We start from the raw sequence: 14272 nt of genomic DNA, 5'->3' as shown, positions 1-14272 counted from the left end.
GATATAAGGCGCAAAGCGCAAACAAGGAGCAGCTTATGGCGGAGACCCCAGAGCGTGAATCGATGGAGTTCGATCTGGTTATCGTTGGCGGCGGCCCCGCAGGCCTGTCGGCCGCGATCCGGTTCAAACAGCTCGCGAGTGAAGCCGGTGAAGACCTTTCGGTCGTTGTCATCGAAAAGGGCGGCGAGATCGGCGCGCACATCCTGTCGGGCGTGGTCATGGACCCGGTCGGCCTGGACCAGCTGATTCCAGACTGGCGGACCCGCGACGACCGCCCGCTGAAAACCGAAGTGACCGATGACAAATTCATCTTCCTCGGCCCCGGCGGCGCAGCTGACATCTCCTGGCTGCCCATGCCGGATTTCATGAAGAACCACGGCAACTTCACCGGCTCGCTGGCAAACCTTACCCGCTGGCTCGGCGCAGAGGCTGAAAAGCTCGGCGTGGAAGTCTTCCCCGGCTTTGCCGCTTCCGAACTCGTCTATGACGACAAGGGCGCAGTCAAAGGCATCGTCGCCGGCGTCATGGGCACCGGCGCAGACGGCCAGCCCAAGGACGACTACCAGCCCGGCATGGAGCTGCTTGGCAAATACGTGCTCTTCGCCGAAGGCGCCCGCGGCTCGCTGAGCAAGCAGCTGATCAGCAAGTTCAATCTCGATGAAGGTCGAGACCCGCAGAAATACGGCATCGGCCTGAAAGAAGTCTGGTCTGTTCCCGAAGCGAATTTCAAGGAAGGCTATGTCCAGCACACGATGGGCTGGCCACTCGACAACAAGACGGGGGGCGGCAGCTTCCTTTATCACTTCCGCGACAATGGCGAGCCGTTCATCACCGTCGGCTTCGTGGTCCACCTGAACTACGCCAACCCCTACATCTCGCCCTATGACGAGTTCCAGCGCTTCAAGCACCATGAGCTCGGTCTCCCCCTTCCTCAAGGGCGGCAAGCGGGTTGCCTATGGCGCGCGCGCCATCACCGAGGGCGGCTTCCAGTCTGTCCCCAAGCTCGCCTTCCCGGGCGGCGCGCTGATCGGCTGCGGCGCGGGCTTCGTCAACGTGCCCCGCATCAAGGGCAGCCATAACGCGATCCTCACCGGCATGATGGGCGCCGAAGCTGCCTTTGAAGCCATCCGCGACGGCCGTTCGGGCGATACGCTTGAGGGCTATGAAGAGGCCTATGCCGGCTCCTCGGTCTATAAGGAGCTCAAGACCGTCCGGAACGTGAAGCCGCTCTGGTCGAAACTCGGCACAGCGCTCGGCATCCCGATGGGCGGCCTCGACATGTGGGTCAACTCCCTCTTCGGCTTCTCCTTCTTCGGCACGCTCAGCCATGGAAAGACCGACGCTGCGTCGCTGAAACCGGCCAGGAACTTCAAGCCGATCGACTACCCCAAGCCCGATGGCGTGCTCAGCTTTGACAAGCTGACCAACGTGTCATTCACCAACACCTATCATGAGGAAGACCAGCCGGTTCACCTCAAGGTGAAGGACCTCGCCCTGCAGAAATCATCCGAATACGATGTTTATGCCGGCCCCTCGGCACGCTATTGCCCGGCGGGTGTTTACGAATGGGTCAAGGATGATGGCGGCGCGATGCGCTTCCAGATCAACTCGCAGAACTGCATCCACTGCAAGACATGCGACATCAAGGACCCGAACCTCAATATCAACTGGACAGTTCCCGAAGGTGGCGGCGGGCCCGCCTACTCCAATACCTGAACCCCGGCAACCTGATTGCGCCGCCCGCAAAGCGGGCGGCGTTTTCACCTTCACGTCATTCCCCCGGCGCCCGCCTTGCTCTTGCCCCAAGGGCCTGCTTGACTGAGCTTTCCTCAAAGAAGTGAGCGAACCCCCATGCGCCACGACTTCCGCGTCCTTGCCGGCGCATTCGTCTGTCTGCTCACCCTGTCGCCGGCGGCCTGCTCCGGAATTCCGCATCTGGCGATGCCGGTGACAGAAGATGCCCTGCCTGTCGAAACGCCTGCTCCCGCCGCTGCGACATTCTCCGAGGCGGCCCGGTCGATGGCGATCACAGCCGGCACGGGCACACCGGCAACCTATGCTTCGGCCGAAGACGCCATCCGCGCTGGTGACACTGCGGGCCTCCTGACATTTCTTTCGGCCCTGCCAGAAGAAGACCGCAGCACCGACAGTTTCGCCAATGCCTACCTGGCGCTCGACCGCGCGGCAGACGGCGACTTCCCCAGTGCGCGCAACTATCTCGGCATCACGGGTGATCCGGCGATCGAAGATGACCTGCCGGGCTTCTATCTCTGGCTAGATGCCTGGTTCATCGCACTGGAGGGCGACGCGGACGGCGCGATCAATCGCCACCGCGACGTAGCCGGATCCATGCCCGGGATCACGGCAGACCTCTCGCTCGCCGCCATGCTCGAAGCAGCGGGCCGCACGGATGAAGCGCTGGCCGTCTACGAAGCCCTCACCCCCTCGACGATTGAAGCCCCCGAACACCAGTTCGACCCGCGCGGCATCATCTTCCAGCATATCAGCACGGTTATCGTGCGCCATGCCCTGCTCCTGCAGCGGCTGGGCCGGATAGAGGAAGCCAAGGCCGCCTATGAGCAACTCGCCGCGGCAGAGCCTGAACAGGCCACCAGCTACGCCGCCGCCATCGAAAGCCTCGAAACCGGCAAGAACCTCGACAATGAACCGCTGACCGTCGTAACCGGCTTCTCCCAGTCGCTCTCCGACGTGGCCACAGCCCTGCAGCAGCAGCGCTACATCACCGCCGCGCTCGCCGGTCAGGACCTGACCGGATTTGACACCGATCGGGCCGGTTTTGACCTCATGACGCTGGTGATCGACCCCGCCAATGACGCGGTCCGCAGCGGTGTCGTGGACGCGCTGTATGAAGAGGCGCTGTTTGACGGCGCCGCCCATGTCGCCATGAAGGCGCCGGAGACGACCCCGTCCCTGCAGATATCAGCCGCCCAGTCGCTGATCATGTCGGGGCGCGAACCGGAAGCCCGCGCGGCCATTTCCGAGGCGCTCAGCCTTTCAGAGGAAGACGAGAAGCTGCAGACCCTTTATGGCGCGCTGCAGCTCAGCGCGCTGCTCAACGACCGGGAAACGGCGATGACCCTGCTGCCCGAGCTCATGCAGCTGGCCGGCAATCCGGCCGAGAAAGCCGCCGCCAATGGCCTCGCCAGTTCGATCTACAGCCATTTCGGTGACATTCCCGAGGCCGTCAGCCATGCCGAAGAGGCCCGCCGCCTGGACGACACCCATGAGCGCAGGATGACACTGGCGGACATTCTGGGCCGTGGCGGCCGGGTCAACGACGCCCTCGTGATCCTGAGAAGTGAGCGGCTGTCCCGCCCGAATGATCCCTACACGCTGAATTCACTTGGCTATTTCCTCGTGACCCGCACCGACCGCATTGAAGAAGGCTACAAGGTCCTCGCCCGCGCGATGCTCCTGGCCGAGAACGACCCCTACATCGCCGACTCCTTCGGCTGGGCGCTCTACCAGTATGGCGACCTTGAGCGGGCCCAGCGCCTGATTGAAGGCTCCCGCGAAGATCTGATGCCCCACCGGCATTGGGAAATCGAGGATCATCTCGGCGACATCTACTGGCATCAGGGCATGGAAGAAGAGGCCCGGGAGGCCTGGCAAACGGCCTTCGACAATCACCCGCCCCTTCAGGAACGCGAGAGTATCTCCAGAAAACTGGCGGAGGGCCTGTCCACACCCGTGCCGGAAAAGAAGCCCCTGCCGGAAATCCGGATCGATGATGGCGAGATCACCCGCCGCGACATCTGACACCGGCCTCTTTTACCCGCCACCGGCGCGCCTTAGTATGGCCGGAAAGGCGTGCGACCTCCCTCGCTCGTAGAGTAGACTATGGCCGCAAGGCCCATGATTCGCCGCAAGGTTTGCAGATGACAGACGCCCCTCCGACTTTCCAGCCCTCTCGCAAGCCCGATCCTTACAAGGAGCCCGGGAAGTACGACACTCTCTGGAAATGGCTCCGCCGCCTGGTGATCCTGGGCCTCGTGCTCGGCGTGATCGGCATCATCGGCATCTGGGTCTACTTCGCTGCGCTGGGACGGGACGTGCCGTCCATTGAAAAGCTGAAGCAGTATGAACCGCCGATCACCTCCCGCGTGCATGGCGGCGACGGCGCCCTGATCGCAGAGTTTGCAAGCCAGCACCGCGTCTTCGTGCCCTACGAATCGATCCCCGGGCACGTGATCGAAGCTTTCGTGGCGGCAGAGGACAAGAACTTCTTCACCCATGATGGCCTCGACTATGCCGGCATCGCCCGGGGCGGCATCAATACGGCCAAGAACAAGATCAGCGGCTCGGGCGGTATGCAGGGTGGCTCGACCATTACCCAGCAGGTCGCCAAGAACATGCTTCTGACGCGCGACCAGAACCTTGAGCGCAAAGCCAAGGAAGCCATCGTTGCCCAGCGGATGGAAAAGGAGTTCACGAAGGAACAGATCCTCGAACTCTATCTCAACGAGATCTATCTCGGCGGGCAGTCCTACGGCGTCGCGTCTGCCGCCCTGAACTATTTCAACAAATCCCTGCCCGAGCTGGACCTGTCGGAAGCGGCGATCCTCGCCTCGCTCGCCAAGGCCCCCTCGGCGGTGAACCCCTATACCAACCCCGAAAGACTTCTTGCCCGGCGCAACTATGTGCTCGGCCGCATGGTCGAGGATGGTTACATCACCCGCGAGGAGTCCGAAACGGCGCAGGATCGCCCGCTGACCACGACCCGCCGCCTGCGCGGCCCGGAATATGCCGCGGCCACCTATTTCGTTCAGGAACTTCGCCGTGAACTGATCCAGACATATGGCGAAGACACGCTCGAACAGGGCGGCCTTTCCATCCGCTCGACCATCGACACGCGCCTGCAGATCGCTGCCCAGGAAGCGCTTCAGAACGGTCTCATTGCCTATGACCGCCGCCATGGCTGGCGCGGCCCGCTGGCCACCCTTCCGCTCGACGGGAACGCGGCGGCCGCGCTCAAGGACGTCGAACTCCCCGGCGGCTTCGGAACCTGGGAAGCAGCGCTCGTAACCTCGGTTTCGGCCAATGGCGCGGAGCTTCTGCTCAGCGACAACGCAACGATCCGCCTGCCGGCCGAAGAAGTGAAATGGGCCGCCACCTTCAAACCCGAAGACGGCAAGGCCGGGCTCTTGCAAGGCCAGGTCATCCTGGCTGAATTCAGGCGCGAAGCCTCCAGGGATGGCGCGCAGGCCACGCCCGATGCTGCCACAGCCACAGAAGGCGGCGAAGCCATCGAAGCCGCAGAAGGACCGCTCCAGCCCGTCATGGTGCCTGTCGGCAACGCAACCCTGCGCCAGGTTCCGGAAGTTGATGGCTCCCTGATCGCCCTTGACCCGCACACGGGCCGTATCCTCGCGATGCAGGGCGGTTACTCCTTCTTCAAGTCGAGCTTCAACCGCGTCACCCAGGCAAACCGCCAGCCCGGGTCAAGTTTCAAGCCGTTTGTCTATGCCGCCGCGCTGGAGAAGGGCTATACCCCCGCCAGCCGCCTGCTGGATGCGCCGTTCGTATCGTTCGACGTTTCGACCCAGAAATACTGGACCCCGAAAAACTACACCGCCGGCCAGTCCTCCGGCATGGTGACCATGCGCGTGGCACTTGAGAAATCGCTCAATATGGTCACCGCCCGCGTGGCGCTGGATATCGGGATGCAGGCCGTGTCCGACCTCTCCGAACGCCTTGGCGTCTATGAGAAACTGCCGCCCTACGCAGCCATGTCGCTGGGCGCAGGCGAAACGACCATGATCGACCTGACGCGCGGCTATGCCGCTTTCGTCAATGGCGGTCGCCTCGTGACTCCCACCCTGCTGGACCGCGTCCAGGACCGCTATGGCCGCACCCTCTACAAGCACGACACCCGCGCCTGCGAAGGCTGCGACACCGATGACTGGAACGGCGGCCCGCCGCCCGCTCTGCCCGATACGCGCGAGCAGGTTCTCGACCCCATCGTCGCCTATCAGGTCACCCATATGCTCGAAGGCGTCGTCGAGCGCGGCACCGCCCGGCGCGCCCTGCGCGTGGGCAAGCCGCTCGCCGGCAAGACCGGCACGACCGATGACTATCGCGACGCAATCTTCGTCGGCTTCTCGCCAGACCTCGTGGTTGGCATCCGTATCGGCTTTGACGACAACCGCTCGCTCGGCGAAGGCGAGGCCGGCGGCTCGGTCTCCGTGCCGATCTTCACCGAGTTCATGGAAAAGGCCCTGGAGAAGGAACCGCCCACGCCGTTCCGCATCCCGCCCGGCGTTCGCCTCGTGAAGATCGACGCCCGCACCGGCTCACTCGCAACGCCGGGGACGTCGATCATCATCGACGAAGCCTTCCGCCCCGGAACAGAGCCCGGCCTGACCGCCTTCAACAGTACCGAAGACTGCCTCTCGATCTCCGGATCCTGCGGCCCGTCCAGCGATGCGCCGACCCCGGTTGAAGAAGACACCGCGAACGCCGATCTCGACGACGTATTCTGACGCGGTATTCCCAGCTTTGACCCGTTGAGGCGGCCCGGCTATAGGGTGCGCAGACACACGTTTCTTTCAATCCAGGATTACAAGAGGTTCATCATGTCCGCAGAAATCCGTTCGCTGATCGAAAAGATCGAAAGCTCCGCCGCTCTGCTACGGAGGCGTCTTTGACTGGGATACAGCCACAAAACGCCTCGACGAGCTGACCAACCTTTCCGAACGCCCCGACTTCTGGGACGATCCGCAGGAAGCACAAGCCATGATGCGCGAGCGCCAGAAGCTCGCCGATGGCATTGCGCTGGTGCAGACGCTGGAAAAAGACACCGCCGACGCCCCGGAGCTGATGGAACTTGCCGAGGGCGATCCCGGCATGCTGGCAGACCTTGAAGCATCCCTGCGCCGCTCTGCCAGGCGCGCTGCCGAAGCCGAACTTGCCGCGCTCCTCTCGGGCGAGGCTGACGGCAATGACTGCTACCTGCAGATCAACGCGGGCGAAGGCGGCACGGAAAGCCAGGACTGGGCTTCCATCCTGCGCCGCATGTATGTCCGCTGGGCTGAAAAGCGCGGCTATTCGGTCGACCTGCTGGACGAGCGTGACGGGGAAGAAGCGGGCATCAAATCCGCCACCCTGCAGATCAAGGGCGAAAACGCCTATGGCTGGCTCAAATCAGAACAGGGCGTCCATCGACTGGTGCGCATCTCTCCGTTCGACTCCTCGGCCCGCCGCCACACGTCGTTCTCGTCGGTCGCAGTTTCTCCCGTCATCGACGACAAGATCGATGTCGAGATCAACCCCTCAGACGTGCGCACAGACACCTACCGCGCATCCGGCGCGGGCGGCCAGCACGTCAACCGGACCGACTCAGCTGTCCGTCTCACTCATATCCCGACCAACACCGTCGTTCAGTGCCAGGCCGGCCGCTCCCAGCATCAGAACCGCGATGAGGCGTGGAAGATGCTCCGCTCTAAACTCTACGAACTGGAGCTTCAGAAGCGCAAGGCCGTGGCAGATGCACAGTATGCGGACAAGAGCGCCATCGGCTTCGGCCACCAGATCCGCTCTTACGTCCTGCAGCCCTACCAGATGGTCAAGGATTTGCGCACGGAAGTCGAAACGTCCGATACGTCCGGCGTACTCGATGGCGACATCGACCGGTTCCTCTCCGCCGCGCTTGCCGCATCAGTCAACAAGGAACAGGAGGCTTGACCAGGCCCGCGGAGCCTCTCTCTGCTGGCACGACTCCTCGTCAGGAGGGGCATTTGTCGGGTTGGAACGAGGCGCGCGGTTTTGGCTTCCTGAAGCCTGTCGGCGGCGGCCCGGATGCGTTTGCCCATATCCGCGCCTTCGCCAAGGATGACCGGCACATCGAAGAGGGACACCTCTATTCCTACACGGAAGAAACCGACAAGACCGGCCGTCTAAGGGCCGCCGACATCCGCCCTGTTCGCGCCATCATACCGGGGCCAAGCTTCCTCTGGAAACTCCTCACAAGATCGCCGCGCCTGCTGGTGATCCCAGCCTTCCTGTTCATTGCCGTGGCGGTCGCCATGTCGACCGAAGTCTCGACGGCCTGGTTTATTGTCTACGGCGTCGCCAGCCTCGCCTGCTTCATCGGCTACGCGCTCGACAAGCGCGCGGCCGAACACAATCAATGGCGCGTGTCTGAAACCATTCTCCTGATGGTAGGCCTCGTCGGCGGCTGGCCCGGCGCCATCATCGCGCAGGAATTATTCCGCCACAAGACGAAGAAGCCCGCCTTCCGTACACTGTTCTGGATGAGCGTTGCAATCAACATGGCCGCCTTTGTGCAGATGGCGGTGTTTACCGGGGCCTGATTGTCCCGCCGGTTGCTTGCGCCAGCGCCTTGGCAAAAACAGTCGGCAGGCCGCTTTCTTGTGCCAGGTCCGCCCAGACGCCTTCTCCGGCGGGCGCCCGCGAGACGCCAGCCTGCCACACAGATAGCCTCAGGCTGAAATGCGTGAACACATGGCGCACCTCTCCGGACGCCTGCCAATCAGCACGCATCGGCGGCTGCGCCTCGGGCAGCGCCCCTTCCTGCCAGACTCCCGTCGGCAGGGCCAGCATGCCGCCAAGCAGTCCTTCCGGTGGCCGGCGCACCAGCCAGACCTTGCCTTCTCTCAGATGAACCCAGGCATGGCCGAACCTTACGGGTTTTGCAGGTTTTGCCGGCTTGATCGGGTAGCGCTCAGGGTTTCCTTCCGTCCGCGCCGCGCAGAATTCCGTCAGGGGGCAGAGCAGGCAGTTGGGCGCTGCCGGCGTGCAGATGGTTGCACCCAGGTCCATAAGCGCTTCGGCAAAGTCCCCCGGCCGCCGCGCCGGCACGATCGCGGCCACGGCAGCTGCGATCTGTTTTTTCTCCTGCGCCCACTCCCCCTTGAGCGCCATAAGGCGCGCGAACACCCGGTCCACATTGCCGTCGACCGCTGCGGAGGGTTCGTCAAACGCAATCGCGGCAATCGCGCCTGCCGTGTAGGGGCCGATGCCGGGCAACTCCCTCAGACCCGCCGATGTCTCCGGAAACCCGCCGCGCGCAGCCACTTGGCGCGCGCATTTGAGCAGGTTGCGCGCCCGCGCATAATAACCAAGCCCTGCCCAGGCCCGCATCACGTCCCCATCGGGCGCCGCGGCAAGGTCGTTCACGCTCGGCCAGCGACGCGTGAAGGCTTCAAAGTAAGGCGCCGCATGCGGCACAGTCGTCTGCTGCAGCATGATTTCAGCCAGCCAGACGCGATAGGGATCCCGCTTCATGCCGATCGGCCCGCGCCAGGGCAACACCCGCGCATTCCGGTCAAACCAGCCAAGCAGAATTGAAGGCAGTTCACGCAAATCTGAACGCGCGGTCATACGTGTAACTTTCCCTTCTGTGCGAAGCCGGGCAAGGTAGGGCCAATGGTCCAGTTTACGAGCCTTGATCCCATCGCAGAAGCGCGCGCGCAGGTGAAGCTGCGTTATGCGCGGGCGCGGCCGGTTCGCGCGCCGATGAAGCCGGTCGGGCTCATGGCGGAACGCATCGGGCGCAAGGCGGGCACAGCCAAGCTGCCCCCGCTCAAACAGATGCAGATCAACTGGCGCCAGATCGTCGGCGAACAGATCTGGCGCTGGTGCCAGCCGGAAAAGATCACATCCTCGAAGGAGGGCCGGGTCCTGACGCTGATGGTCCTTCCCCAGGCCGCGCCGATGATCCAGCACCAGTCGGAAATCATCCGCCAGCGTGTCTCGGTCGCCGCCGGAGGAGATATCACGTCCATCCGGATCGTTCAGGGCCAGATCCGGCGCACAGGCCCCGGCGAATTCCGCCGCCGTTCCCGCACGCTCACCCCGGCCGAAAAGGCCGACGTCGCCGCACAGGCCGTTCCCATCGAGAACCCGCGCCTGCGCGCGGCAATTGTTGCGTTGGGCGAGGCTGTGCTATCCGCCACAGAGTAAACAGGATCGCCCGGTTTGTTAACGGTTTGGCAACCGGCGCGACTCATTCCTTAACGCGAGGCTTATGATCATGCTCACCCTTTCCCGGCGTTTCGCACTCACAGCGCTGTCCGCGCTGGCCCTTGTTGCCTGTGGCGCAGCGGGCGACAACGTATCCGCAGCCGGAAACGGTGATGCTGCGGCCAGCACTGATGGCGAACTTGGCCACATCATCGGCAGCGCTGACGCCCCGATCACCATCATCGAGTATGCCTCGCCCACCTGCCCGGCCTGCAAATATTTCCATGAAAGCGTGAAACCCACTCTGGAAGAGAAGTTCATCTCGACCGGCAAGGTACGGTTTATCTTCCGCGAATATCCTCTCAATGAAATCGACGTGGCCGCCTACGCCATGGCCCGCTGTGCCGGCGAAGACAAATTCTTCGACGTGCTCGATGATCTGTTCGAAAATCAGGACGGCATTCGCTTTGCGGCCCAGAACGGCGTCGTGAAGACCACCCTCAGCGCCATCGGCCAGCGTCACGGCATTGCTGACGCCGCCGCGTTCGATGCCTGCCTCGCCAACGGCGACATCCGCAAGGCGCTCGCCGACACCTACGCCACCTCCGAGAAGTGGGGCGTCGAAGGCACCCCGACCTTCATTATCGACGGCGTGAAACAGAACTTCCAGGGCGAATACACGACGGCCGAAGGCTTCGTGAAGCAGATCGAGGCAAAACTCGCCGCCAAGGGCGCTGAGTGAGCCATGAGGGCCCGGCATGCAGATAACTGAACTCCGCATCGCCGGCTTCAAGTCGTTCGTCGACCCACAGACTGTTCCGATCGAGCCGGGGCTGACAGGCATTGTCGGCCCCAATGGCTGCGGCAAGTCAAACCTCCTCGAAGCGCTGCGCTGGGCCATGGGGGCAAACTCCGCCAAGGCCATGCGCGGCGGCGAGATGGACGATCTCATCTTCTCCGGCGCCGCCTCCCGCCCCTCGCGGGAAACCGCCGAAGTCACCCTCGTCCTCGACAACTCCAAACGCACCGCGCCGCCCGAATTCAACGGAGCAGACCTTCTGGAGGTCGAGCGCAAGCTGAAACGCGGCGCCGGCTCCAGCTACCGCATCAACGGCCGCACTGTGCGCGGCAAGGACATCCAGCTCCTCTTCGCGGACGCCTCCACCGGCGCCAACTCGCCGGCCCTGGTGCGTCAGGGCCAGATCTCCGAGCTTATCGGCTCCAAGCCCCAGAACCGCCGCCGCATTCTCGAAGAAGCCGCCGGTATCGCCGGCCTCAACACCCGCCGCCATGAAGCCGAACTGAAGCTGGACGCGGCCGAAGCCAACCTCCAGCGTCTCGCCGAAGTCTCCGCCGAAGTCGAACGCCAGCTCACAAGCCTCAAGCGTCAGGCCGCCAAGGCCCGCCGATACCGGCGCCTGTCCGAAGAAATCCACGGCCTGGAAGCCCTCCTCGCCCATCTGCGCTGGGCCGAAGCGCGCCAGAATGCAGAGACTGCCCGCGCGCAGCTGGAAGTGTGCAAGCGACAGGTCGAAGACCTCTCCCGCGAAGACGCCCTGCGCGAGCGCGAACGCATCGAGGCTGGTGAAGGGGTTGCCCCTCTGCGCGAGGCTGAAATGGCCGCTGCCGGTCGCCTCTCGCAAACCCGCATCACGCTGGCAAAGCTCGAAACCGAACGCCGCATTGCCTCCCAAGCCCAGGAGCGCCTCGAAGCCGAAGCCCGGCGTCTTGAGGAAGATTTCGAGCGCGAAACCGCCGGCCGCGCCGAATCCGAGGCTGCCCTCGCCCATGCCCGCAGTGAACGCGCCGCCCTCCCGGTAGAGGACGCCGACACGAACAAGGTACTGGAAGCAGAAGCCCAGCACGCGCTCGACGCCGCCCGTGCCCGCCTCGCCGCTGCCGAATCAGCCGCCGACGAAACCCAGGCCCGCCTTTCCGAAGTCCGCGCCCGCCGCCGGGCCGCCGAAGACACCGCTGCCCAGCAGGCCCGCCGCAAGACCCAGCTCACGGCTGAAATCGACCGTCTGAAGAACGAGATGACCGGCCTTGAAGATGCCGCCATCCATGTGCTTCGCGTCCGTCAGGCCAAGAATGCCGAGGCCGAAGCTGAAGCCGCCCTCGACGATGCCGAGCGCACGGTAGAACTCGCCGAAGCAGAACTACTCCGCGTCCGTGACGCCGAACTCGCCGCCCGGCCGCCGCAGGAACAGGCAAGCCACACTGTCCGCGCCCTCGAAGCGGAAATCGCCGGCCTCGAAAAGCTCCTCGCCCGCGCCGACGCCGCGACATCCGCCCCACCGGTCGTCGAGCGCATCCGCACCCGCGATGGCTACGAGAAAGCCGTCGCCGCCGCCCTCGGGGACGACATCTCCGCCTCCACCGACAAGGCCGCCGCGCTCTACTGGGGCGGCGCCGCTGTCTGCGCCCTCGGCCTGCCAACCGGCGCCGAGCCTCTCTCGGGCTATGTCGACGCCCCCGGCGAACTTGCTGCGCGCCTTGCCCAGTGCGGCCTCGTCAGCGCTGCAGAGGGCGCCCGCCTCATGGGCGAACTCAAGCCGGGCCAGCGCCTTGTCTCCCGCGACGGTCACCTCTGGCGCTGGGACGGGTTCACCCGCACGCCACAGGCCCCCGTCAGCGCCGCCGCGCGCCTGGAGCAGCAGGCCCGCCTCGAAACGGCCCGCGCCGATCTCGCCCCCCTCCAGGCAGACCTCACCGCCCGCACGGACGCGCTTGACGCCGCCCGGAAGGCTTGCCGGCATGCCGAAGACGCCCTCCGCCATGTCCGCCAGCTGATCGGCCCAGCCCAGAAAGCCCTCAGCGATGCCCGCGCGTTCGCAGCCGAGGAAGTCCAGGCTGCCGAACGCGCGAGCCTGCGCCGTGACACCGGCAACGAAGCCCTCATCCGCGCGCAGAACGAGCTCGCCGCCATCGCCGAGACCATGGCCTTCGCCACCCCGCTTGCCGCCGATGAGCAAGCTGCCCTTGAGGCCGCCCTCAGCGCCGCCCGCAACGAGCTGACCTCCGCCCGCGCCGCCGAAACCGAAACCCGTGGCCGCCTCACCGACCTCACCCGTGGCCGCGAGCAGGCCGCTGCCCGCCGCGGCGCCCTGGAGCGCGACATCGACAACTGGACCGCCCGCCTCGCCGCGGCGGACGAACGCCTCTCCCGCCTGTCGGAGCGCCGCGCAGACGTCGCCGCCGCAGTCCTTGGCGCCAAGCAACGCCCGCAGGCGCTCAATGAGGAAATCGAAGGCCTCTCGGCCGAGCTCGAGATCTTCGAGACCGAACGAAAGGCCGCCGCCGACGCGCTCGCCGTCAAGGAAACAGCCATCCGCGAAGCCGACGCCGCCGCCCGCCGCGCCTCGGCCGCCGCCTCCCAGGCGCGCGAGCAACTCGCCGGCTGGAAAGTGAAACTGGAAACCTCCGAGGCCCGCCTCGTTGATGTCGTCGAAGTTGCCCGCAACAATTTCCAGCGCACGCCCGAAGGCCTTCTGGCGATTGCCGAAGGCCATCTCGATGCAGAGACCCTCGGGGCCTTCACGCCTCGCGAAGCCGAGACACGCCTTGATGCGCTCCGCCGCGAGCGCGACCAGCTGGGCGGGGTCAACATGAATGCCGAAGAAGAAGCCGACGAGCTGGAGGCCCGCCTGGGTATCCAGATTGCCGAGCGGGACGACCTGAGCGGCGCCATCGCAAAGCTGCGTCAGGGCGTGGAAGCCCTGAACGCAGAAGGCCGCGAGCGCCTGATCAAGGCCTTTGAAGCGGTCAACGAGCATTTCAAGGCGCTGTTCTCGGCCCTCTTCGGTGGCGGGCAGGCAGAACTGCGCCTGATCGATGCCGACGATCCGCTGAATGCCGGCCTCGAGATCTTCGCCCAGCCTCCGGGCAAGAAGCTCGGCACGCTGAACCTCATGTCGGGCGGTGAACAGGCGCTTACCGCGTCTGCGCTGATCTTCGCCGTGTTCCTCTCCCGCCCCGCCCCGATCTGCGTGCTGGACGAGGTCGACGCCCCGCTCGACGACGCTAATGTCGACCGTTTCTGCAACATGCTGAACGAAATGCGCCAGCGCACCGACACACGCTTCGTCATCATCACCCATAATCCGGTGACGATGAGCCGTATGGACCGGCTTTTCGGCGTCACCATGCGGGAAAAGGGCGTCTCGAAGCTTGTCTCGGTGGACCTTGCTGCCGCCGAGGAGCTTGTTGCGGCGGAGTAGCGCACCACGCGCGCGATTTTTTCAAATAAAATCAAAGCAATATCTTTTGCCATTCCCCGTTGACTTGGCAGGGGGGCGCCCATAGTTTGCGCCGAAATCCGGGGGGC

Annotated in this window: 8 protein-coding genes and 1 pseudogene; 8 read left to right on the top strand and 1 reads right to left on the bottom strand. The window is 64.5% G+C overall.

What is annotated here, in order from left to right; all coding sequences use genetic code 11:
- The first annotated feature begins 35 nt into the window (after nucleotides 1-35).
- The 5 genes and pseudogenes from KG722_RS15465 to KG722_RS10880 all read left to right on the top strand — a co-directional run bounded on the left by KG722_RS15465 (nucleotide 36) and on the right by KG722_RS10880 (nucleotide 8333).
- Nucleotides 36-1716, top strand: a pseudogene (locus KG722_RS15465) (electron transfer flavoprotein-ubiquinone oxidoreductase).
- Between the two features lie 135 nt (nucleotides 1717-1851).
- Nucleotides 1852-3780, top strand: coding sequence for a tetratricopeptide repeat protein (locus KG722_RS10895; protein ID WP_213271808.1), 1929 nt, complete (start codon nucleotides 1852-1854; stop codon nucleotides 3778-3780).
- 119 nt (nucleotides 3781-3899) lie between these two features.
- Nucleotides 3900-6503, top strand: a complete 2604-nt coding sequence (locus KG722_RS10890) for a penicillin-binding protein 1A (RefSeq protein ID WP_300998433.1) — start codon at nucleotides 3900-3902, stop codon at nucleotides 6501-6503.
- 93 nt (nucleotides 6504-6596) lie between these two features.
- Nucleotides 6597-7704, top strand: a protein-coding gene (prfB, locus tag KG722_RS10885; protein ID WP_213271806.1) for a peptide chain release factor 2 whose coding sequence is annotated in 2 segments (ribosomal slippage) — nucleotides 6597-6665 and nucleotides 6667-7704 — 1107 coding nt in all. Because the reading frame shifts where the segments join, the coding sequence is not laid out codon by codon here.
- Nucleotides 7705-7757: 53 nt separating this feature from the next.
- Nucleotides 7758-8333 (top strand): DUF1294 domain-containing protein, encoded by a 576-nt coding sequence (locus KG722_RS10880; RefSeq protein WP_213271805.1) that lies wholly within the window; start codon nucleotides 7758-7760, stop codon nucleotides 8331-8333.
- Here the strand turns inward: KG722_RS10880 and KG722_RS10875 are convergent.
- Nucleotides 8320-9363, bottom strand: a complete 1044-nt coding sequence (locus KG722_RS10875) for an A/G-specific adenine glycosylase (protein WP_213271804.1) — start codon at nucleotides 9361-9363, stop codon at nucleotides 8320-8322. The two genes, KG722_RS10880 and KG722_RS10875, sit on opposite strands and share 14 nt — an antisense overlap.
- Before the next feature lie 45 nt (nucleotides 9364-9408).
- Here KG722_RS10875 and KG722_RS10870 point away from each other — a divergent pair, with 45 nt between their 5' ends.
- The 3 genes from KG722_RS10870 to smc all read left to right on the top strand — a co-directional run bounded on the left by KG722_RS10870 (nucleotide 9409) and on the right by smc (nucleotide 14165).
- On the top strand, nucleotides 9409-9945 hold the full coding sequence (locus tag KG722_RS10870; protein ID WP_213271803.1) for a DciA family protein: 537 nt from the start codon (nucleotides 9409-9411) through the stop codon (nucleotides 9943-9945).
- Between the two features lie 70 nt (nucleotides 9946-10015).
- Nucleotides 10016-10687: a thioredoxin domain-containing protein gene (locus KG722_RS10865; RefSeq protein WP_213271802.1), complete on the top strand. Its 672-nt coding sequence runs from the start codon at nucleotides 10016-10018 to the stop codon at nucleotides 10685-10687.
- Nucleotides 10688-10703: 16 nt separating this feature from the next.
- Nucleotides 10704-14165 carry a chromosome segregation protein SMC gene (gene smc / locus KG722_RS10860; RefSeq protein WP_213271801.1) on the top strand — a complete coding sequence of 1154 codons (3462 nt, stop codon included), beginning with the start codon at nucleotides 10704-10706 and terminating at the stop codon, nucleotides 14163-14165.
- Nucleotides 14166-14272 lie beyond the last annotated feature (107 nt).

It is taken from the genome of Hyphomonas sp. (assembly GCF_018402285.1).
Classification (GTDB): Bacteria; Pseudomonadota; Alphaproteobacteria; order Caulobacterales; family Hyphomonadaceae; genus Hyphomonas.
This window is presented reverse-complemented; position numbering and strand designations above follow the sequence as displayed.